Origin of the sequence: Streptomyces sp. NBC_00076, assembly GCF_045041235.1 — a bacterium.
GTDB lineage: Bacteria > Actinomycetota > Actinomycetes > Streptomycetales > Streptomycetaceae > Streptomyces.
Window position 1 is genome coordinate 10,743,330 of the sequence record NZ_CP108242.1, and the last position, 18,090, is coordinate 10,761,419.

General features: G+C 68.2%; 20 protein-coding genes and 1 pseudogene. 11 read left to right on the top strand and 10 right to left on the bottom strand.

The features are described 5' to 3' along the window. Window positions 1-39 precede the first annotated feature (39 nt). The 5 genes from OHA64_RS48155 (at window position 40) to OHA64_RS48175 (ending at window position 4,400) form a co-directional block, all read left to right on the top strand. Window positions 40-1,278, top strand: a complete 1,239-nt coding sequence (locus OHA64_RS48155; protein WP_405623710.1) for a sensor histidine kinase — start codon at window positions 40-42, stop codon at window positions 1,276-1,278. After that, window positions 1,275-1,931 (top strand): response regulator, encoded by a 657-nt coding sequence (locus tag OHA64_RS48160; RefSeq protein ID WP_405623711.1) that lies wholly within the window; start codon window positions 1,275-1,277, stop codon window positions 1,929-1,931. Before OHA64_RS48155 ends, OHA64_RS48160 begins: the two co-directional genes overlap by 4 nt. Window positions 1,932-2,419: 488 nt before the next feature. Beyond that, window positions 2,420-2,962: a hypothetical protein gene (locus OHA64_RS48165; protein WP_405623713.1), complete on the top strand. Its 543-nt coding sequence runs from the start codon at window positions 2,420-2,422 to the stop codon at window positions 2,960-2,962. Window positions 2,963-3,105: 143 nt separating this feature from the next. Continuing rightward, window positions 3,106-3,747 (top strand): hypothetical protein, encoded by a 642-nt coding sequence (locus tag OHA64_RS48170; protein ID WP_405624420.1) that lies wholly within the window; start codon window positions 3,106-3,108, stop codon window positions 3,745-3,747. A 38-nt stretch (window positions 3,748-3,785) separates the two neighbouring features. Further along, entirely contained in the window at window positions 3,786-4,400 is a 615-nt protein-coding gene (locus tag OHA64_RS48175; protein WP_405623714.1) for a hypothetical protein, read from the top strand. 48 nt (window positions 4,401-4,448) lie between these two features. On the opposite strand, the gene OHA64_RS48180 is transcribed toward OHA64_RS48175, so the two are convergent. The 5 genes and pseudogenes from OHA64_RS48180 to OHA64_RS48200 all read right to left on the bottom strand — a co-directional run bounded on the left by OHA64_RS48180 (window position 4,449) and on the right by OHA64_RS48200 (window position 8,339). After that, window positions 4,449-4,907: a hypothetical protein gene (locus OHA64_RS48180; protein WP_405623715.1), complete on the bottom strand. Its 459-nt coding sequence runs from the start codon at window positions 4,905-4,907 to the stop codon at window positions 4,449-4,451. Window positions 4,908-5,038: 131 nt separating this feature from the next. Beyond that, window positions 5,039-6,421, bottom strand: a complete 1,383-nt coding sequence (locus OHA64_RS48185; protein WP_405623716.1) for a HEAT repeat domain-containing protein — start codon at window positions 6,419-6,421, stop codon at window positions 5,039-5,041. A gap of 247 nt (window positions 6,422-6,668) precedes the next feature. After that, window positions 6,669-6,743 (bottom strand): annotated as a pseudogene (locus OHA64_RS48190) (dihydrofolate reductase); the annotation flags it as partial. Window positions 6,744-6,951: 208 nt separating this feature from the next. Continuing rightward, window positions 6,952-7,380: a hypothetical protein gene (locus tag OHA64_RS48195; protein ID WP_405624461.1), complete on the bottom strand. Its 429-nt coding sequence runs from the start codon at window positions 7,378-7,380 to the stop codon at window positions 6,952-6,954. Between the two features lie 197 nt (window positions 7,381-7,577). Continuing rightward, entirely contained in the window at window positions 7,578-8,339 is a 762-nt protein-coding gene (locus OHA64_RS48200; protein ID WP_405623717.1) for an SDR family oxidoreductase, read from the bottom strand. A gap of 186 nt (window positions 8,340-8,525) precedes the next feature. Between OHA64_RS48200 and OHA64_RS48205 the strand changes: the two genes are divergently transcribed. Next, window positions 8,526-9,398 carry a helix-turn-helix transcriptional regulator gene (locus OHA64_RS48205; RefSeq protein ID WP_405623718.1) on the top strand — a complete coding sequence of 291 codons (873 nt, stop codon included), beginning with the start codon at window positions 8,526-8,528 and terminating at the stop codon, window positions 9,396-9,398. A 152-nt stretch (window positions 9,399-9,550) separates the two neighbouring features. Here the strand turns inward: OHA64_RS48205 and OHA64_RS48210 are convergent, their stop codons facing one another. Continuing rightward, window positions 9,551-9,865 carry a DUF6300 family protein gene (locus tag OHA64_RS48210; protein ID WP_405624421.1) on the bottom strand — a complete coding sequence of 105 codons (315 nt, stop codon included), beginning with the start codon at window positions 9,863-9,865 and terminating at the stop codon, window positions 9,551-9,553. A gap of 486 nt (window positions 9,866-10,351) precedes the next feature. Here OHA64_RS48210 and OHA64_RS48215 point away from each other — a divergent pair, with 486 nt between their 5' ends. Continuing rightward, window positions 10,352-12,418, top strand: a complete 2,067-nt coding sequence (locus OHA64_RS48215) for a polyprenyl synthetase family protein (protein ID WP_405624422.1) — start codon at window positions 10,352-10,354, stop codon at window positions 12,416-12,418. A 60-nt stretch (window positions 12,419-12,478) separates the two neighbouring features. Here OHA64_RS48215 and OHA64_RS48220 read toward each other — a convergent pair whose 3' ends face one another. Continuing rightward, the gene (locus tag OHA64_RS48220; RefSeq protein WP_405623719.1) at window positions 12,479-13,291 is read right to left on the bottom strand and encodes an ABC transporter permease; all 813 of its coding nucleotides are present in this window, start codon (window positions 13,289-13,291) and stop codon (window positions 12,479-12,481) included. A gap of 8 nt (window positions 13,292-13,299) precedes the next feature. Next, window positions 13,300-13,905, bottom strand: a complete 606-nt coding sequence (locus OHA64_RS48225; protein ID WP_405624423.1) for an ABC transporter ATP-binding protein — start codon at window positions 13,903-13,905, stop codon at window positions 13,300-13,302. A 553-nt stretch (window positions 13,906-14,458) separates the two neighbouring features. On the opposite strand from OHA64_RS48225, the gene OHA64_RS48230 reads away from it, so the two are divergent. Further along, on the top strand, window positions 14,459-14,869 hold the full coding sequence (locus OHA64_RS48230) for an ANTAR domain-containing protein (RefSeq protein ID WP_405623720.1): 411 nt from the start codon (window positions 14,459-14,461) through the stop codon (window positions 14,867-14,869). Window positions 14,870-14,874: 5 nt separating this feature from the next. On the opposite strand, the gene OHA64_RS48235 is transcribed toward OHA64_RS48230, so the two are convergent. Next, window positions 14,875-15,240, bottom strand: coding sequence for an STAS domain-containing protein (locus tag OHA64_RS48235; RefSeq protein ID WP_405623721.1), 366 nt, complete (start codon window positions 15,238-15,240; stop codon window positions 14,875-14,877). Window positions 15,241-15,410: 170 nt separating this feature from the next. Here OHA64_RS48235 and OHA64_RS48240 point away from each other — a divergent pair, with 170 nt between their 5' ends. Further along, complete coding sequence (locus OHA64_RS48240; protein ID WP_405623722.1) at window positions 15,411-15,881, top strand: ATP-binding protein; 471 nt, start codon at window positions 15,411-15,413, stop codon at window positions 15,879-15,881. Between the two features lie 121 nt (window positions 15,882-16,002). Here OHA64_RS48240 and OHA64_RS48245 read toward each other — a convergent pair whose 3' ends face one another. Then, window positions 16,003-16,146: a hypothetical protein gene (locus OHA64_RS48245; protein WP_405623723.1), complete on the bottom strand. Its 144-nt coding sequence runs from the start codon at window positions 16,144-16,146 to the stop codon at window positions 16,003-16,005. Window positions 16,147-16,401: 255 nt separating this feature from the next. Between OHA64_RS48245 and OHA64_RS48250 the strand changes: the two genes are divergently transcribed. Next, window positions 16,402-17,055 (top strand): ISL3 family transposase, encoded by a 654-nt coding sequence (locus tag OHA64_RS48250; protein WP_405624424.1) that lies wholly within the window; start codon window positions 16,402-16,404, stop codon window positions 17,053-17,055. 224 nt (window positions 17,056-17,279) lie between these two features. Next, on the top strand, window positions 17,280-17,924 hold the full coding sequence (locus OHA64_RS48255; protein WP_405623724.1) for a transposase: 645 nt from the start codon (window positions 17,280-17,282) through the stop codon (window positions 17,922-17,924). Window positions 17,925-18,090 lie beyond the last annotated feature (166 nt).

Below are 18,090 nucleotides of genomic sequence, written 5' to 3' on the forward strand. Positions count from 1 at the left end.
CCGACTTTCGGCCGGTCCGCCGGAAGGACGGTGAGAGAGATGGTGCAGGCGGCGGACGAAGCGCCCACACCCCTGGCCACAAGGGAGACGGGACGTTCGCAGTTACTGCCCGTCACGGAGTGGATGTTGCCCGTCACGGGGTGGATGTTGCTCGGCGGAGCCCTGGTCGGCCTTGTCGTGCTCGACTGGGCAGGCGGCCTCTACTGGATCCCCTACCACGGCCCCGCCAAGCTGATCGGCGCCCTGGTGATCGTCGCTCTCGCCGTCGTCTCACCCCGGCTCGACCGACGGGCGCTGCCGGTGGCCGCCTGCGTGTGCGCGGTCGGATCGCTGTGTCTCTCGGTCTGGATACACATGGAAATGGTGGGCGCCTCGCAGCCGTTGGGATTCGCCGAGCCGGCGGCGCTCGTGTGGCTCCTGCTGCTTGTCGCCCGACGGGGGAAGCCCTCGTGGGTGGCGCTCGCCGTCCCTCTGCTGGGCATGGCGATCGTGCTGCGGCCGGTGTCGGTCTCGGTGCGGCAGTCCACCACCATCATGGCGCTGCTCTTCGCTCTGGCAGCGGTCACGGCGCTGGGCATTGGCCTCGGCATGCGCCTGCTCCTGGTGGACCGGCGGCGGCAGGCGGCGGCCCTCCGCCTTGAGCAGCGGACAGAGTTCGCCAGGGACCTGCACGACTTCGTCGCCCACCACGTGACCGGCATCGTCGTGCAGGCGCAGGGGGCCCAGGCGATGGCCGGCCGGCGGCCCGAACTCGTACCGCCCGCGCTGCAGAGGATCGAACAGGCGGGTTCGGAGGCACTGACCTCGATGCGGCACATGGTGGGGATGCTGCGTGACGCCGACGGCGAAGTGACACTGACGCCGCTGGCGGGCATCGCTGAAGTGCGTACGCTCGTCGAGGAGTTCTCGGCCGTCGGCGGCGCCCATGCCCGGCTCGAACTGGAGGGGAACCTCGACGACCTGCCGGTCGAGGTGTCCACCACCGCGCACCGGGTGGTGATGGAGGCCCTCACCAACGTACGCAAACACGCCCACGGGTGCACCGAGGTGTGGGTGCGTGTGGACCGCTCGGGAGACCGGCTCACCGTACGGGTCAGCGACGACGGACGGCCGCGTCACCTCTCCCAGAGCGGCTTCGGGCTGAAGGGCCTGGCCGAGCGGGTGGGCCTGATCGGCGGAGACGTCGAGGCGGGCCCGGTGACGGCCGGCGGCTGGGCCGTCGAGGCGACGCTCCCCGTGTCCCCGGCCGCCTCCCCGGCGAAGGCGGCGGCGTCATGACGATCCGTGTGCTGATCGCCGACGACCAGGCCATGGTCCGTGCCGGGTTCGCGATGATCCTCGCCGCGGAGGACGACATCGAGGTCGTCGGCGAGGCCGCGGACGGGGTACACGCGGTGGAACTCGCCGAGCGCAACCGGCCCGACGTGGTGCTGATGGACATCCGCATGCCCCGCATGGACGGGCTGGAGGCACTGCGCAGACTGACCCGCCCCGGCACCGTTGATCCGCCGAAGGTCGTCGTGGTGACGACGTTCGACGACGACGAGTACGTCCAGCGCGCCCTGGGCGAAGGCGCCTCCGGATTCCTGATCAAAGACTCGGGCCCCGCCCTCCTCGTCGAGGCCATCAGGGCGGCCGCCTCCGGCGAGGCGCTGGTCAGCCCGGCCATCACCGTCCGGCTGCTGCGGCGCCTCAACAGTGCCGTGCCCGCCCCCCGGGAACCGCACACCGCACTGTCCGCACGGGAGAACGACCTGGTGCGCCTGGTGGCCAGAGGGCTGACCAACGCCGAGATCGCCACCGAACTGACCATCTCGGTCGGCACGGTGAAGACTCATCTCTCCAACGTGCAGATCAAGCTCTCAGCCCGCAACCGGGTGGAGATCGCCGCTTGGGCCTGGGAATCCGGGGTCGTCGACGGGCGGGGGTGAGAAAGTGGGCCCGCTTCGGGGGACCGGGAGCTATGAGCCTGCTCGACCAGGCTCGTAGCTCCCGGCCGTAGAACGGGCTCGTGGAACAGCCGAGCTTGGCGGATGGCGCGTCGATGACGGCGGTCGGCTGCTCGAACGCCTCGCTCCGGATCACCGCCGCCATGTTGCAGAACGAGAACCCGGCGAGCGTGCTGTCCTCCCGAAGACGACGACCTTGGTGTTGGCCGGGGGTGCCGTCCTGCTTCGTCCCCACCGTCCAGGCGACCGCGTCCTGCCCTGCGGAGAGCTTCTCCTCTCGTAGGCGCTCCGCTTCCCGCTCGCGTGCTTGCTTACACAGGGCCAGTTTTGTCTCCCCGCGCCGAACGGCGGCCAGTACCCGTTCCCCCTCGACATCGTTCTCGAGGCCCTCCTCCCGTGAACTCGGCCGAGGCCGAGGCGACGGCTTCTGCCGGTAGTGACGCTCCGGCCGCGTCGCTGCCGACCCCGCTTTGCGGGAAGAACTGGCCGGACTGGGCAATGCCGAACTGCTCCGGACCTGTGCGCGGTTCGCCGACATGAACAGTCACGAGGAGGCCGGCGAGGAGTCGGTGCTGCAGGCCACTCGGATCACGCTGGGTCTGCTGGCTCACCGGATCGGCCAGCTCTCCGAGCAGATTTGCAATGTGGACGCTCGTCTGACCCGGCTCGTGGAATGCCATGCGCGTGGATCGCAGCCCGCGGTATCGCATGTTATCGAGAGTGGTCATGCCCAAGAGGCCGCGCTTCAGGGAACGTTCTGCGTCAGTAAGCCGGCGCCGCCCCGGTGGCAGGGCGGCCGGTGTTCGGGACACTCGCGTATGCCCTTGACTCCGGAACAGCGGGCCCTGATTGCCGAGGCGATGCGCAACGTCAGGAACGCGACGGAAGTCCACGCGTCCCCAATGTCGAACGAGGCACGGGTGATGTACGCCAACGCCGCACTCGCGCAGACGCTCGCCGTGGCCGCGGAAACCATGAGCGCACTCACCGATGCCATCCGCGAAAAGGAATAGTGCCGAAGCCGCCCCCGCTCCTCCGCCGTTGTGGCGAGGGGGCGGGGGCGTCACCATGTCACAGCCCGGTGACGGCTGTTCACCATTCCGTCACATGTGATCTAAGGTGTTCCGTCTGTACCTGCACCACCCGGGGGGAATCTGTGCGTACCCGCATCATCTCTGCTGTCCTGCTGTGCACCGCAGCGGTCAGCGTCACGGCTTGTCAGCCGACAGAAAGGCCCGAGCCGTCGGGCGTCGCCAGCCCGTCGTCATCTGCGGCGTCGGCCGGCAGCGCGCCAGCCAACACCGACGAGCCTGCCGAGGAGAAGAAGGTCCTCAACTTCGTCGGCATGGGCCTTCAGTCCGCGCAGGACAAGGCGCAGGAGCAGGGCTTCTTCTCGCTGAAGTCGCATGACGCGCTCGGCCGGGACCGCATGCAGGCGTTCGACCGGAACTGGAAGGTGTGCAGCCAGAACGTGGCCGCGGGCAAGTCGGTGTCGACAGACGCGACGCTCGACTTCGGCGCGGTCAAGCTGGAGGAGACGTGCCCGGCAACGGATGAGAAGCCGCCGGCAGTGGCGGGCGGCAAGATGCCGGCCTTCGAGGGGAAGTCGGTGAAGTCGGCGCGTGCGGCGCTCGACTCCGGTACGTCGATCACGGTGAAGGACGCCTCGGCCGAGGACCGGTTCGTGTTGATGGAGAGCAACTGGCAGGTGTGCAGCCAGACTCCGGCCGCAGGGTCTGCCGTCAACGGGCAGCCGGTCGAGTTCACCGCGGTCAAGTTCGGGGAGTCCTGCCCGTAACGGCGGGACAGATCGCAAGCTCAACCGCATGGGGATTCATGCGCGTTCGCGCTACCGCGGCTACGGCTGCGCTGCTTCTGGCCGCACTCACCGCATGCGGCGGAGGCGGGGGCGACAAGGCCGACTCGGCTCCGGAGCGTGCTCAAACCGTCGTCGAAAAGTCCGGGACGGTCGACGAGTCGCAGACCATGGCCCTGGGCGATTCAGCGACGACCACCGGCGATGGCGGCACAGGCGTCTTGGAGATCACTCCGGACACGATCGTGTTCGCGAAGGAAGGCGGCGGGGAGACCGCTGCGAACGGGGTGTTCACCGTTGTCACGATGAAGGACAAAGCCACGACCGCTGTCGCCGCCGACGAGCCGGCCCCGATCAGCGGCGGCGGATGGAAGTGGATGGCGCCCGACGGGGAGGTGGTCGCCTTCGTCAGCGGCAATTCATCCAACGTGGTCATGGACAGGTACAACAACGCCGAGCCCGTGCAGCCTGGCGCCTACCAGTGGCGTGCCCGCGTCTTCGACCTGACGCCAGCGCAGGCGAAGGGTGGAACGCTGATCTACATCGACGGCGAGGAGGAAGCGTTCCGCTGGAAGATGCCCGCGACGGATGCCGGGCCGAGTGTGGCCGAGGTGAAGAAGCAGCTGGAGTTCTGACCCGACGAAGGGCCCCGCCCGCCTGCTGATGCAGGGGGCGGGGCGTTGTCATGACGGGGCGTGGTGCTCCATGGCCTCCCGCCAGAACTTCTTGGTCCAGTACGTACGGCATGTCGCCTCGCGTCCGGTGTCGGGCATTGCCCGTCTCCACTCCGGGTGCGGACGGCGCACCTCGGAGATGACCTCGGCGCCTTCCCGGTCGGCTTCGCTGCGCAGCCGTTCGTCCGTCGCGGTCGTGATGGCCTCGATGATGGCCGCCCGGATGTCCGAGCGGGGGTGCTGCGGCACCTCCAGCAGGACGCTCCGGCGGCTGTCGGTCGGGAGGCGGAGCGGGCCACGGACCTCGTGCGGCGTGGGGGCCGGCCTGCGTCGCGCGCTGAGCGATTGTCCCGTCGCATTCCAGTTGGCAGATTCCCGGTGTTTCCCGTTCTCGGTGGCCAGTTCGCGTTGGATCACGCTTCGATCGCGGGGTTTGAGCCCTGCTTCGACCATTTCGTTGATCCGCACGGCAATGGGTGTAGACAGCGACGTTCCCCGCTGCTGTCCCGTGTGTACCGCGAACACGACGAGGCCCACTGTGATCTTTTTCGTCGGCAAGGGCGCTACCGGTCACGGCCGGTGTTCGTGCTGACCGGTCGTCACCCGGCAGCCGAGTTCTCTTTCCGCCATCTCCACCGCCAGAGTTCGTCGGCCCGATGGTCGTGCTCGAAGCCGTCACCGAGAGGTCCCACCCGCTCGATCGCCTCGGCGGTGCGCGGGTCGTTGCGGAGGGCGAGGCCGTAGGCGGCCTCCAGACGCACGAGTTGGTCGTCCTCGTCGAGCAGCGCTGCCAGGGCGTCGGCGACGGCGGGCGTACGGTCCCGGGAGCCGGCCAGTGCCGCCGCGGCCGCACCCCGTGGTTCGGCATCCGGGTCCTCGGTCAGTAGGAGCAAGGCCTGGGTGATCTCCGGGAGGAGGTCGTCGTCCCGCATGTTCGCCGTGCACGCCCTGAGTCGCACCTCGGCGTCCGGGTCGCGGATGAGGGTGAGCAGGGCGGCCCTGGCCGCCGGGGTGCGGGGGCCGTAGTCCGTGGAGAGGGCGTAGGGCACTTCGCGGCGTACGCGAGGGTCGGGATGGCTGGCGTAGCGGAGGCCGATGGCTTCCTGGTCCGGATGGTCGCGGTCGGTGAAGGCGTCGAGCACCTTCGCGAGCATCTCGCCGTCCGTTTCCTCGGCCGCCCAGGCGGCCAGGAGTTCGCTCTCTTTCTTCTCGTAGTAGGGGCTGGTATCGAGGAACCCCCGCATCCGCAGGTAATCCATCACGAACCGGCGATGGGCCGGGTCAGGGTCGTGGCGATGGGCCACCACGGCCGACCAGGTCTCGAAGCTGCGGCGCTGGGTGAGGATCCAGCAGACGGTGGACCAGTCCACATGCTTTTCATCCGGTTGCTCAACAGCGCGGGCGATCAGTTCGTCGACGGGGGTCAGAACGCGGAATGCCCACTCCAGCGAGGTCAGGATGGCGCCGTGCCCAGCCCGCACGACGAGGCCGCCGAGTGAGACCTGATCGACCCAGTCGTATTCGTCGTCCTGATCCCGGACCGTCGTGGCCGGACCCGGCGCGCCCGTCCTGCGCCACAGTTCCTCGGCCGCGCCCGTCTCGTACCAGTTCCGGGCCAGGGCGAGCAGCCGTTCACGGGCGGCCTCCGGAAGCCGCAGCCGGGGCTCCTTGCCCAGCACCGCCGAGAAAACCGCCGGGGAGCCACCGTCGACGGCGCGCCACAACGGCGTGGTCCCGTCCGGCAGCACCCGGTCAGGATCCGCACCGCCCTCCACCAACGCCTCGGCGACTGGCGCGTCGTATGCCGCCACCGCCACGCTCAGCACCGGCAGTCCGTTCGTGTCCACCGCCTCAGGATCCGCGCCCCTGTTCAGCAGATCCCGCACCGCCTCGGCGTCCCCCGCCCGAACCGCCGACCGGAGCCGACCGTTGAGTTCGCCCTCGCCCATGTTCCCGTCCCCCATTCCGAATGACATCGCCATCCCGCCGAGCAGAGCCCGCAGCTCGCCCGGGAAGCACGGCCGAGCTACGCCGCCATCTGTCGTTAACCTCCACCTCGCTCGCCCCCCACCGGCACCTCTGCCAGCCGCGAGAGCCCTGCTTCCGCGAAGGCCAACTCCCCTGAGAACCCCACCGGACAACATTCTCAAACTATCTGGCAGCCCCGCAGATCAAAGACCTGCCACCTGCCAACTCGAATGCAATGGGACAGTGCGTGGGTGCTGCTGCTCAGCGCCTCGTCCCGTACCTGGTCAGGACCACGCCGCCGGGAAACGTCCGCGTCTCCACCAGGTTCAGGTTCACCCCGAAGGGGCCGTGGTCGGCGGCCAGGTGGGCGGCGGTGCGCAGGACGTTGCCGGGGGCCGCGGCGGTCTGGGCGCGGGTCGCGGGCGGCAGGTGTGTGAGGGCGTACTGGAGGGCGTCGGGGTCGACGTCGTTGAGGACCAGGCGGTCGGGGGGTGCAGGAGAGCCGGGTCGACTCGGCGCAGGTCGGTGGCGCCTCCGGACGCTATCAGCAGGATGCGGCGGCCGGTGGCGCGCGCGGGGGCCGTGCTCGGGACGTCCGCCGGGTCGCTCCCGAGTGCGGACTCGATGAGTGCGGCCTGGTGGGCAATCTTGTTGCGGTGCTGGTCGGTGATGGGAGCGGCAGAAGGTAGTGGTCGAAGTGGTGGCCCCAGGTGCCGGGCACGCCTCCGGGCTGACCGCGCAGGATGTACTCGATGATCTCGGAGTCGCCGGACCGGCCGCGAGCCTGCTCACGGCTCAGCTGGACCATGCCGCCGGCGTCGGCGAACATCTCGGCCAGAGGTGCCATGGCCGCCGTGACGGTGTCCTGACGGGTTGTGGCGAGCGCGGCGGGGAGTCGGCGGAGGGCGAAGTCGTCGAAGTAGCGGTGTGCGGTCGCGCGGTCTGCGCCGGCGATCGCCGGGAGTTCGGCCATGGCTTGCCGGACGAAGTCGGTTAGCGTGGTAGGGCCGACTGGATGCTGCGCGAACACGACCAACGCGCGGTCGCGGCCTTGGCGACGTAGAAAGTCAGCGCAGTGGAGGACATCAAGCCCTCAAGATCAACGACTGGCGGCCTTTTGGGCTTACCTCGGCTCTACCCCAGGAGGCCGCCGCTCGGAGGGGGAGGGCGTCAGCCTTCGCGGCTGGAGAGCATGGCCAGGGCCTGGGAGCGCTGTGCGACGAGGTGGTCGTAGGTGCCGTCGCGCTCGGCCCAGCGGTGCACGAGGACGCCCTTCACGAGGATCTCGTGGGGGGTGGGTTCCTGCGAGAGCAGGTGCATGACCTCGGTGGCGAAGTCGTCGAGCGGCAGCGCGTGCGGGTTCACCTTTTCCTGTCCTGCCGTGGCGACGGCCGGGGGGACGAGCTCGACGACACCGACACCGGTGCCGTCGAGCTGCGCGCGCAGTGCCTCGGAGTAGGCGTGCACCGCGGCCTTCGATGCGGCGTAGGTGGGCATGGGCGGGAACGGCAGGAAGGCGATGCCGGAGGTGACGGTGATGAAGGTGCCGGCACCCCGCCGGACCAGGTGCGGGGTGAAGGCGTCGATGACCCGGATGGTGCCCATCAGGTTGGTGTCGATCGTCGTCTCGGCCGCCTCGAAGTGCGCGGGGTCGCGCAGATCCTCCAGGAGCATGACGCCCGGCATCGTTACCACGGTGTCCAGCTCGGGGTACCGGGCGAGTACGGCGTCTCGGGCAGATGCGACGGAGGTACCGTCGGTGACATCGATGCTGATTGTGCCGAAGCCCTCTTGGGCGAGTTCCACGAGTGCCTCCGGGCTGCGGCCGCCAACGGCCACGGTGCTGCCCGCTGCGGCGAACCGGCGGGCCAGCTCTCGCCCTATACCCGAGGTCCCGCCGACGATGAGAACGGTGCGGTTGGAGAGATCCACGAGATCTTCCCTTCAGCCCAGGCGCCGACGGCGTTCAGGCCCGCGGCGCATTCAGTGGTGTTCTCTGTCCTTCGTGAACAGTGCAATCGCAGTCTTGCGGCATCCGCTGGATGTGACAGTGCCCCCGTCTTCCCTGGTCCCACCAGGGCCCCCTCTGAGTCACGCACACCGCGTTACGGTGTCGGCATGAAGGATGAGGAATCCGGTCACCGGCTCGGCAGCTACCTTCGCGCCCGGCGTGAGTTGGTCTCCCCGGCGCAGGCGGGGATCCCGCCTGGCGGCAACCGCCGCGTGCCCGGTCTGCGCCGTGAGGAAGTCGCCCTGCTCGCCGGAATCAGCCCCGACTACTACCTGCGACTGGAACGCGGCCGCGACAAGAATCCCTCACCTCAGGTCCTCGAATCACTCGCGCGCGTCCTGTGTCTCGACGACATCGAGCGGACGTATCTCCTCGGACTCACGGCAGCACGCCCCAGGGCACCGCGCCGCAAGCGGCCCGCGCACGTACCGGCACGGGTGCACCAGCTCCTCGCCCACCTTCAGATCCCCGCGTTCGTCGAAGGGCGCGTTTTCGACGTCCTGGCCTCCAACCCCATGGCCGTCGCGCTCTCCCCGCGCCTGCGGCCTGGCCAGAACCGGCTTCGTTCCTTCTTTCTCGATCCCGAGGAGCAAGCCTTTCACCAGGACTGGGACAAAGCCGCCGCCAGCTTCGTCGCCGCTCTTCGCACAACCATCGGGGACGACACCGACAACCCCCGGTTTGTCGAACTCGTCGGAGAACTCGCACTGTCCAGTCAGCGGTTCCGCATCTTGTGGGCCCGACACGACGTCCGCAATCTCGATGGAGGCACCGCCACCGTCCACCACCCCGTCGTCGGTGAACTGCGGCTCCACCGCGACAAACTCCCCATCGACGACGTCATCCTCGTCGTCTACTACCCCGACAAGGACAGCGACAGCGACGAGAAGCTGCAACTCCTCGCCGCACTCTCACAGACCGAACTCACCGGCACAGCACACACCAGGGCAGCGGACGCCCCCCACCCGAAGACACCCTGACGAACACCGGCCGCCCGGCAGTACGGCCAGAACGGCCGCGCCGGGGTAGTCGTACGTTGTCGCCACGGCCCCAACGGTAGTTCGACCGGGCGGTCGCGCTGCTCGTACGACGCGGCGGCACTGTGCGCCCGGCAGCGTCTGCTGATGACGGCTCAGGGCTGGTCGGGCTGGGTGTCCTTCCAGTGAAAGCCGTGGGTGGCCATGCACTCCTTCGTCCACTCCATCAGCAGGTGTGAGCCCTCCTTGACGCGGCTCTCGTCATGACCGCCACGGTCGGCGAACCACTGCACGAGAAGGCCGGCCGCCGGGCGGTCCACGTCTCCGGTGTCGCACACCGGGCACAGCTCGAGGTGGATCGGCCGCCCATGTTTGTCGTTCTGCGGCGCCACCCCGCTCATGACGAGGTCGCCCCGGCAGCGTGAGCACCGCGGCAGCCGGTCGGAAAGCCTGAGCAGATCCCTGGCCAGTCCCCTTGCTCTGGACGTGGCCCTCCACCCAAGACCCGCTGACCTGTGCCGTCAACTGTGACGGCGCAGGCATGTTGGCAAGAGTCGGAATCGGCTACCGCTGGTCAGAGAGCTATGACGCCACGTAGTTGGCAAGAACGACGCAGGTGAGTCGGCAACCTGCGATTGTAGATTGTGATCGGTCCCGGCTGCTCCCGATGAGGCACCGCACCCACTTCAACTGGCCTGCCAGGCTGCCCGACTGTCCGCCGCAGCCGGGACGGCGCGTCCAACGGCAGACCCGCGCGAACGCGCCCCCTGCAGAGCGAACAGCTCATGCGATTAGGTGGTTTGACGCAGGAAAAGACGCGTACTGCGACAGTCTCCTGTTTCCTGGCGGCGAGGCGTGGAGGTGGTCACAACGGGGAGCGGGTACAGCGACGTTCTGCTGCTGCGTGTCGGCTGTCCTCGCGCTCGGTGAACACCGACCAGTGTCAGGAGCGCACAATGCCACCTTCTGGGATTGACCCTGCTGCTTTTCCGTGTCTGGAGGCGGACTTGGACAGGGTCCGTGACGCTCTGGGGCCGGTGCGTATCCAGGGCAGGCCCGAACTCGACACGCTCACACAGGAAGGGCCCGGTACGTCCCGCGGCCTGGTCCGTCCCACCCTTGCTCTGCTCTCGTACTACGTTCTCACGGATCCTTCGAGGCCGGCCGATGACCGGGCAGTGCTCGCCGCCGCAGCCGTCGAGATGCTGCACCTGGGCGCGCTCTACCACGATGACGTCGTGGACCACGCTCAGGAGCGCCGGGGCCGCCCCAGCGCCAACGCGGTATGGGGTGACCACCTGGCCATCCTCGCCGGGGACTGCGTGATGCTCACCGGCCTGAACATGCTGGCGCAGCTTGGTCAGCGCGAAGTCGTCGAGGGGACGATGGCGAACGAACGGATGTGCGCCGGCATGGTGATGGAGGCGGCCGACCTGTATGCGGCCTCGCGCAGCGAACGGGCCTACCTCGACGCGATCGCCGGCAAGACGGCGCAGCTGTTCGCCCTGGCCTGCCGGCTGGGGGCGATGCAGGCGAACGGGGTCCGTGGTCGGCAGGATGCCTGGGAGGAGGCGCTGGCCGGGTTCGGTTGGCAGTTCGGGCACGCCTATCAGTTACGCGATGACATTCTCGATCTGACGTCGACCGTTGAGGAGTTGGGCAAGCGTGTCAACACCGATCTGTCCGAGGGTGTCTACACCCTGCCTGTGATCCGTGCGGCTTCACGCGACCACGACCTCGGCCGCCTTTTGGGCAAGGAGATGACACAGGAGGAAGCCGCACGTGCCCGGGACCTCGTTGTCGCATCCGGGGCCGTGCAGGAGGCGCAGGCGGTGGCCGACGCATACATGACCGAGGCCGCTGATCAGCTTTCCCACCTTACCGATCACTCTTATGCGCTCGATGGTCTGACGGCCTACGCTCGGGCCGTACTCGACCGGCCCACTGCTTCCCGTCCCGCGGTTGTCCCTCACCAGGTCCGGCAGGCCCCTCAGCCCCAGAACAGCGCGCACGCTGAGCAGGTAACGAGGCGGCTGAAGGGCTGGCTCGTGGAGACCGGCATCGCCGCCACCCCAGCCGAGGCTGACCATCACCGGCTGTCGGGCGCTCTGTCGATGATTGAGCGGATCATTCCTCGGGTGGCGGATGAGGCTGGCAACGCCGACGGCAATGACGATGACCTCTTCGAAAGGAAGCAGACCAGCGCAGCGTTGGGCATGCTGTTCGGTGTGTGGGACGACCTGTTCGAGGATCCGCAGCTGACGGACCCGCGCGCTGTTACCGCGCTGAGGGAAGGACTGGTGGCGACATTGCGCCAGTCCCCGGGCGAACCGTGGACGCACGGCGCGATCCCGACGTCCTGGGCGCAGTTGTGGCCGCGCCTGTGTAAGGGCAGGACGGTGCGATGGCAGGAGGCATTGCTCGACAACATCGAGGCATGGCTCCACGCCTGCGAGCGTGAGGCACGCCATCGCATCAGCGGCTACGTCCCCTCACCAGCGGACTGGCTGCCGCTGCGGAGGTCGACCGGTGGCTTCGAGGTCGGCCTGGCGTGCTCGGAGATCGTGCAGGACCGGGAGATGCCGCCGGCGGTGCGCAGCCACCGCCTGGTCCGACGTCTTGAGGATCTCGGCTTCTTCGTCGTCTTCGCTGAGAACGACCTGGCGGGCGTGGACCAGGACGAGGCTGACCAGGTCCCCTACAACCTGGTCAGGGCGATCCGTCACGAGATGGGGTGCAGCCGCGCGGAAGCCATCGAGCGGGTGGAGCGTCAAGTGGCGGAGAAACGTGCCCAATTCAACGCGGTATACAAGTACGTGCCTGTGCTCTTCCGCACGTTGCCCGGCCTCTCCGGCCAGGGTGACCGGTATGCGGCGATCTACGATATGTTGAAACTGTTCTTCGATCTGCGGCAGGGCGAGTCCGAAAGGTACCAGCCGAAGACCACGGCCGTGGGACCGGACCTGGAGCGTCTGCGTCGTGAGATCAGCCGGCCTGCCGCCCCGGCCCCGTCCACGCGGTAGTCCCGGGGGCTATAGAAACACGGTGTCCCTGTGCGGGCTGTTTGCACAGGGACACCGCCCTCATCGATTCGCCGCCTTACCGAACGGCACCGGGCCGGCACCCGCCTGCCAGCCAATCCGCGCAGCGGCTGTCAGCGCGGACCGGGTCCGCCGGTGGAAGGCCAGCAGGCTAATGAGGGTGCCGGCGGTGAACCAGACAAGCTGGACGGCGAAGTCCACGGCGGGCACGGCGGTGGAGAAGCCTGCGGCTGTCGCAGCCTGCATGGCACCGTATGAGGGCAGCCAGCGCACCATGCCGCTGTCCGCTCCGCTGGCGAGGGGATTCTGCAAGCCCAGGTCCACGACACTGATCATCACAATGGCGAACATGCCCTCCACCTCGCGGCGCAGGAGCGTGCCGAGGGCGACGCCCAGCGCGCCGTAGGTCATCGCCGTGCCAAACAGTGCCGCGGCGAGCAGCACGGGCTGCCGGGGCGACCAGAAGCAGCAGATGACCGCGGTGGCGTACGAACAGACGGCCACCGACGCAATGACCAGGCAGGCGACCTTCGCCAGCCCGAGCGGAACCCGGGGAAACCCGGCCATGGACAGACGGCGGTCGAATGCCCCATTGCTGAAGGTCGCCGCGAACATCATGAATCCGATGATCAGCGTGACCCCGTTCAGCGCACCGGTGATCTGGGTGATCTTGTCACTGTCGGCGGTCAACACGTGACGGGTGCTGTGCAGCCGGAACTGCACCGGCTCCTTGGCGACAGCCCAGCCCGTCATGATGACCCACACAGGGAGAAACACCGCCACGAGCAGCATGGCGAACCGGTTCCTGGCGTGCTCCACCAGACCATAACGCGTGGCGAACCTGAACAGCCGCACCCCCCGCCTCACCGCACCTCCTCCTGCCGTCCGTGCAGCACACCGTCCCGCAACCGCCACACCTGATCGAGCCGATCGGTGTCGTAGGCCAGATGCGAGACGACGAGAACCGATCGGGCAGCCGCACGCAGGTCCCCGACCAGATCCCAAAAACGCAGGTACGTCTCCCAGTCGAACCCCTGGTACGGCTCATCCAGCAGCAGCACCTGCGGGTCGTGCATCACCGCGAGCGTCAGATTCAGCTTCTGCCGCGTGCCGCCACTGAGCGTTCCCACCAGGGCCCCGGCGTACTGGGCGAAACCCAGGATCGCCATGACCTCCTCAGCCCGCCGCAGATCCGGAACGTCATAAGCCGCAGCGAAGAGCTCCAGATGCTGACGCACCGTGAACACGTCGTTGAGCACCACCTGCTGAGGGCAGTACCCGAACCGCCCACCGTGCCGGACCACGCCCCGGTCCGGCCGGAGCTCCCCCGAAAAGATCTTCAACAGCGTCGACTTGCCCGCCCCGTTCTCGCCGACAATGCCCACCACCGACCCCGCGGGCAGCGCGACATCGATACCGCGCAATACCCGCCGAACGCCGTAGGAATGATGGACTCCCTCTGCCTCCATCAACGCCCCCTCTCCCTCACCCCCGAGGCAGGCCATATGGATGCCCCACAACTGCCAACGAACCAAGGACCGCAAGGAAACGGCCACAGCACAGGCGAGCCAGGACAAGCCGTCACGGGCAGATGCGTGTGACGACGGGATGGGCGGCACGGAGCGGATTGCCGCCGGAGATCGGGGCGCCCTCACCGGTACTGCGCGTCGGGCGGAGGATTCACCGCACCGGATCACCAGCTCCCATGTCGGCGACGCTTGAAATGTGAGCCGATTCCGGCGGGTGAAAAATGACCCCCACTGCGTCAGTTGATGTTGGTCATTCCCCGGTGAAGCCGGCGGATCTCCGCCCAGTCCTCCACTCTGATCACCACTCCTCCCGGCCTGACTCAACGAGCCAGACCCCTGGAGGGTGCCACGCGGCCGCAACCGGCGCAGGGCGTCGGCGAAGGCGCAGGTGAGGCCGGTGGCGTCGGCCAGGTCCGCCAGCAGGCGGGACCCGGCATGGCTGACCACCCCGCGCCCGTCGGCCGAGACGACAAGCTTGGGACGCGACCCGGTAGTGTCCACGCAGAAAGTGCCTTCCTGCTGTGGTGACAGAAGCCCTAGACAAGCCTCATCATCCCAGCTCAGAAGGCACTTTCGTGTTTCCGCTCAAGATCCGGACACCGCCGCAAGTGAAACGCGCAGGCTAGAGCAGGAGAATGCCCAGCTGCGGCATGCGGTCGACTCCCACGCGCTGGTCGACCAGGCCATCGGAATCCTCGTCGCAGCCCACCGGCTGCCGCCGGCCGCCGGGTTCGAGGTGCTGCGCGAGGTCTCCCAGCACACCAACATCAAACTGCACACGGTCGTGGAAGCCCTGATCGCCTGGGCGCTGGGGCAGCCGCTGGCGGAGCCGGTGGGCCAGGAGCTGGACGCGGCGGTGCAGCGGCGCTCGCATCGGGAGAACACCTGGGACCGGCCCGAGTAGAGCGCTCAGGTGTTCAGGGCCTGCTCGATGGTGGGGTGGCAAGGGATGAGGGCGTCGACGCCGACCAGCGTCAAAACACGCAGGACGGACTCCTGGGCACCGGCGATGCGCAGCCACCCCTGCGCCTCACTCACCTGCTGGTAGGCGGTGATCAAGACGTTGATGCTGGAGTCCATGAAGGTCACGCCGCTGAGGTCCACCACGATCCGCTGTGGCGGCACCATGCCCTTCTGGGGCAGCAGGGCTTCGCTGAGGATGTCCTTGACGGTGTGGTCGATCTCGCCCTGCACGGTCACGACACGGATGCCGTGGACCTCTTTGCGCTCGGCGAAGAGCCGGTCTGGCCGGTCTGCCTTCTGGTTGTCGGTCACCGTCTCCTCGACTGCGCTTAGTCTTGCCCGGTCAGGGCATGCGCGGATGATTCTGCCCCACGGTGACGGCGGGATGCACCCGGGCGGAAGTTCCGAAACGGCACCCTGTGGCATGCACGACGCGATCGCGGGTACCAGCGCGCGTGAAACGGGGGAGTGAGGGCGAACAGGTGGAATCCCATGCCGGCGGTGACGGCTGTACGGCACCCGATGAGCACCTGATGCGCGCCGGCTACGCCCTGACCGGAGACGACGGCTGCATCGCCGACGCCCGCCACCACGCCGTCGCCTTCCTCGACCAGGCCCGCGCCGACCATCACCTGCCCGTCTCCACACGCGCCAGGGACCTCACCCAGCTCGTGGTCAGCGAACTGGTCACCAACGCCCTCAAGTACGCCCCTGGCCCTGTCCTGATGGAACTGCGCATCAACGCCCACAGCGTCGACGTCGTCGTGTGGGACAGCAATCCCACCGTGCCCGCTGCCCGGGCGGCCGACCCGAGCAGGATCGGCCAGCACGGCCTGGAGATCGTCAAGGCCCTCACCAAGGACCTCTTCACCGACCAGGAACCGGTCGGCAAGCGCATCACGGCCCGCATCGCCCTGTCCGACACACCCAGCACCGGCACCGCCCACCGCTGAGCTGAAGTCCTGCGGTACAGCGCTCGTTGCAGGACCAGCCATGACGACGTATGACCAGGCGCCGCGACCCCGCGCCGACGGCAGTACCGGTCCTGTCCGGCATGCCAAATGGTTCCGGCCGTCACATGCGCGCGGACCGGTACCGCCGGGCACTCAGCACATTGGGCAGATGCTCGTGCTCGGGCAGGTCGAGGTCCGTGACCCGGCCCCCGAGCATCACCGCGGCCAGCGCCCGGGCTTTTTTGGGAGCTGCGCGCCGAGGCATGCAGGCACGCCACTTGGGGTGAGGTGGCTTTGTTCACGAGTGTCGGTTCTGGCACAGCTTCCGTGCAGCGGCCACTGTGAGTGATGGCTGAGCGTCTTCGGACGGCACCCAAAGTCGCCCGAAAATGAGCCATGGTCAGGGCGGTTGGGCTGAAAGTTCGGGGTCGTGGAAGAGGTCGTGCTCCGGCTGAAGGAGTTGTTGTTCCCGTCGATCGCGGACGTCGTGGTGCTGTCGGTGGACGTGAATATCGAGATAGTGCGGATTGACGCGCAAGGCACCACGGCCGGGGCCGTCTGTCCCGGGTGCGGGGTCTGGTCGACCCGGGTTCACAGCTCCTACCTGCGCTTTCCTGCCGATGTACCGAGCGCGGGACGACGCGTCGTACGCCAGTTACGGGTTCGGCGGTTCCGGTGCCAGAAGGCCATGTGCCCACGTCGGACCTTCGTGGAGCAGATACCAGGCCTGACCCGCAGGTATAGCCAACGCACCGAACGACTGCGGTCGGCCCTGGCCGCAGTCGGCCTCGCCCTGGCCGGCCGGGCCGGCGCTCGGCTGACTGCTCTCCTCGGTGTGTCCGTCAGCCGTAGCACGGTCCTGCGCCTGGTCGACGCTCTGCCCGAACCGGAGGTGCCCGCACCGCGAGTGGTCGGCGTCGACGAGTACGCCACCCGCAAAGGCCGCCACTACGGCACCGTCCTGGTGGACGTCGAAACCCGCCGCCCGATCGACCTGCTCCCGGACCGGGAGGCATCCAGCCTGGCAGCCTGGCTCGCCCAGCGACCCGGCATCGAGGTCATCTGCCGGGACCGAGCGCCGTTCTTCGCAGAAGGCGCCGCAGCCGGAGCGCCGCAGCCGGAGCGCCGCAGGCGGTCCAGGTCGCGGACAGGTGGCATCTCTGGCACAACCTGAGCGAGGCCGCCGAGCAGAGCGTCGCCCAGCACCGCCGCTGCCTGCGGGTCCTGACGCCAGCAGCGCCCCAACCCGAGCTCGAGGCCGCCCCGGCGGCGGAACCGTCCGCGTCACCTTGGCCACGAGGGCACCGGTTCGCCGACCGGACCCGGGACCGGCACGCTGCCGTCCACGCCCTGCTGAAGGCAGGACACAGTCGGCGCTCGGTCCAGCGTCAGCTCGGGATGAGCTGGCGAACCGTCAGGCAGTTCGCTGACGTCGCGACGCCAGAGGAACTGTTCACCGGCCAGTGGCAGAACCGGCCCTCGATCCTCGATGACTACAAGCCCTACCTGGACGATCGCTGGAACGAGGGCTGCACGAACGCGTGGAAGCTGTGGGAGGAGATCGTCCCGCTCGGCTACAAGGGCAGCTACCAGCGCGTTCGCGCTTACCTGCACGCCAAGCGCACCTCACCACGGCCGGTGACCGCCCGGCCGCCCTCGCCCCGAGCCGTCGCCGGATGGATCCTTCGGCACCCAGAATCCCTCACCGAATCCGAGCAGCTCCAACTCAAGGCTGTCCGGGCTCACTGCCCCGAACTCGACGCTCTGACCCGGCACGTCCGTTCATTCGCGACCATGGTCACTGGCCGCCAGGGCGAGCGCTTGCCGGACTGGCTCGATGCCGTGCGTCAGGACGACCTGCCGAGCCTCCACACACTCGCCGCCGGCATCGACCGCGACCGCGACGCCGTCATCGCCGGACTCAACCTGCCCTGGAACTCGGGCGTCGTCGAAGGCCATGTCAATCGGATCAAGATGCTCAAACGGCAGATGTTCGGCCGTGCGGGCTTCCCTCTCCTGCGGAAACGGGTTCTCCTCGCCTGATCTTCCGGCAAGCTCACTCACTACCCTCCGACAGGGTTCGCCGGTAACGAACTTCGGTTACGGACACTCCGTCGTAGAGGTCGCGCGGATAGGTGCGGTTGGGGACCCCGGCAACAGAACGGGCACAGGTCCCGGTGATCATGGAGTTGCGACGCTCTGTGACCAC

What these genes read in the sequence shown, in the direction of transcription:
- OHA64_RS48155 (WP_405623710.1), top strand. Translation starts at nt 40, where the DNA reads ATGGTGCAGGCGGCGGACGAAGCGCCCACACCCCTGGCCACAAGGGAG.
- OHA64_RS48245 (WP_405623723.1), bottom strand. Translation starts at nt 16,146, where the DNA reads ATGCCTCGGCGCGCAGCTCCCAAAAAAGCCCGGGCGCTGGCCGCGGTG.
- OHA64_RS48160 (WP_405623711.1), top strand. Translation starts at nt 1,275, where the DNA reads ATGACGATCCGTGTGCTGATCGCCGACGACCAGGCCATGGTCCGTGCC.
- OHA64_RS48205 (WP_405623718.1), top strand. Translation starts at nt 8,526, where the DNA reads ATGAAGGATGAGGAATCCGGTCACCGGCTCGGCAGCTACCTTCGCGCC.
- OHA64_RS48185 (WP_405623716.1), bottom strand. Translation starts at nt 6,421, where the DNA reads ATGGCGATGTCATTCGGAATGGGGGACGGGAACATGGGCGAGGGCGAA.
- OHA64_RS48215 (WP_405624422.1), top strand. Translation starts at nt 10,352, where the DNA reads ATGCCACCTTCTGGGATTGACCCTGCTGCTTTTCCGTGTCTGGAGGCG.
- OHA64_RS48195 (WP_405624461.1), bottom strand. Translation starts at nt 7,380, where the DNA reads ATGGCCGAACTCCCGGCGATCGCCGGCGCAGACCGCGCGACCGCACAC.
- OHA64_RS48255 (WP_405623724.1), top strand. Translation starts at nt 17,280, where the DNA reads ATGAGCTGGCGAACCGTCAGGCAGTTCGCTGACGTCGCGACGCCAGAG.
- OHA64_RS48225 (WP_405624423.1), bottom strand. Translation starts at nt 13,905, where the DNA reads ATGGAGGCAGAGGGAGTCCATCATTCCTACGGCGTTCGGCGGGTATTG.
- OHA64_RS48175 (WP_405623714.1), top strand. Translation starts at nt 3,786, where the DNA reads ATGCGCGTTCGCGCTACCGCGGCTACGGCTGCGCTGCTTCTGGCCGCA.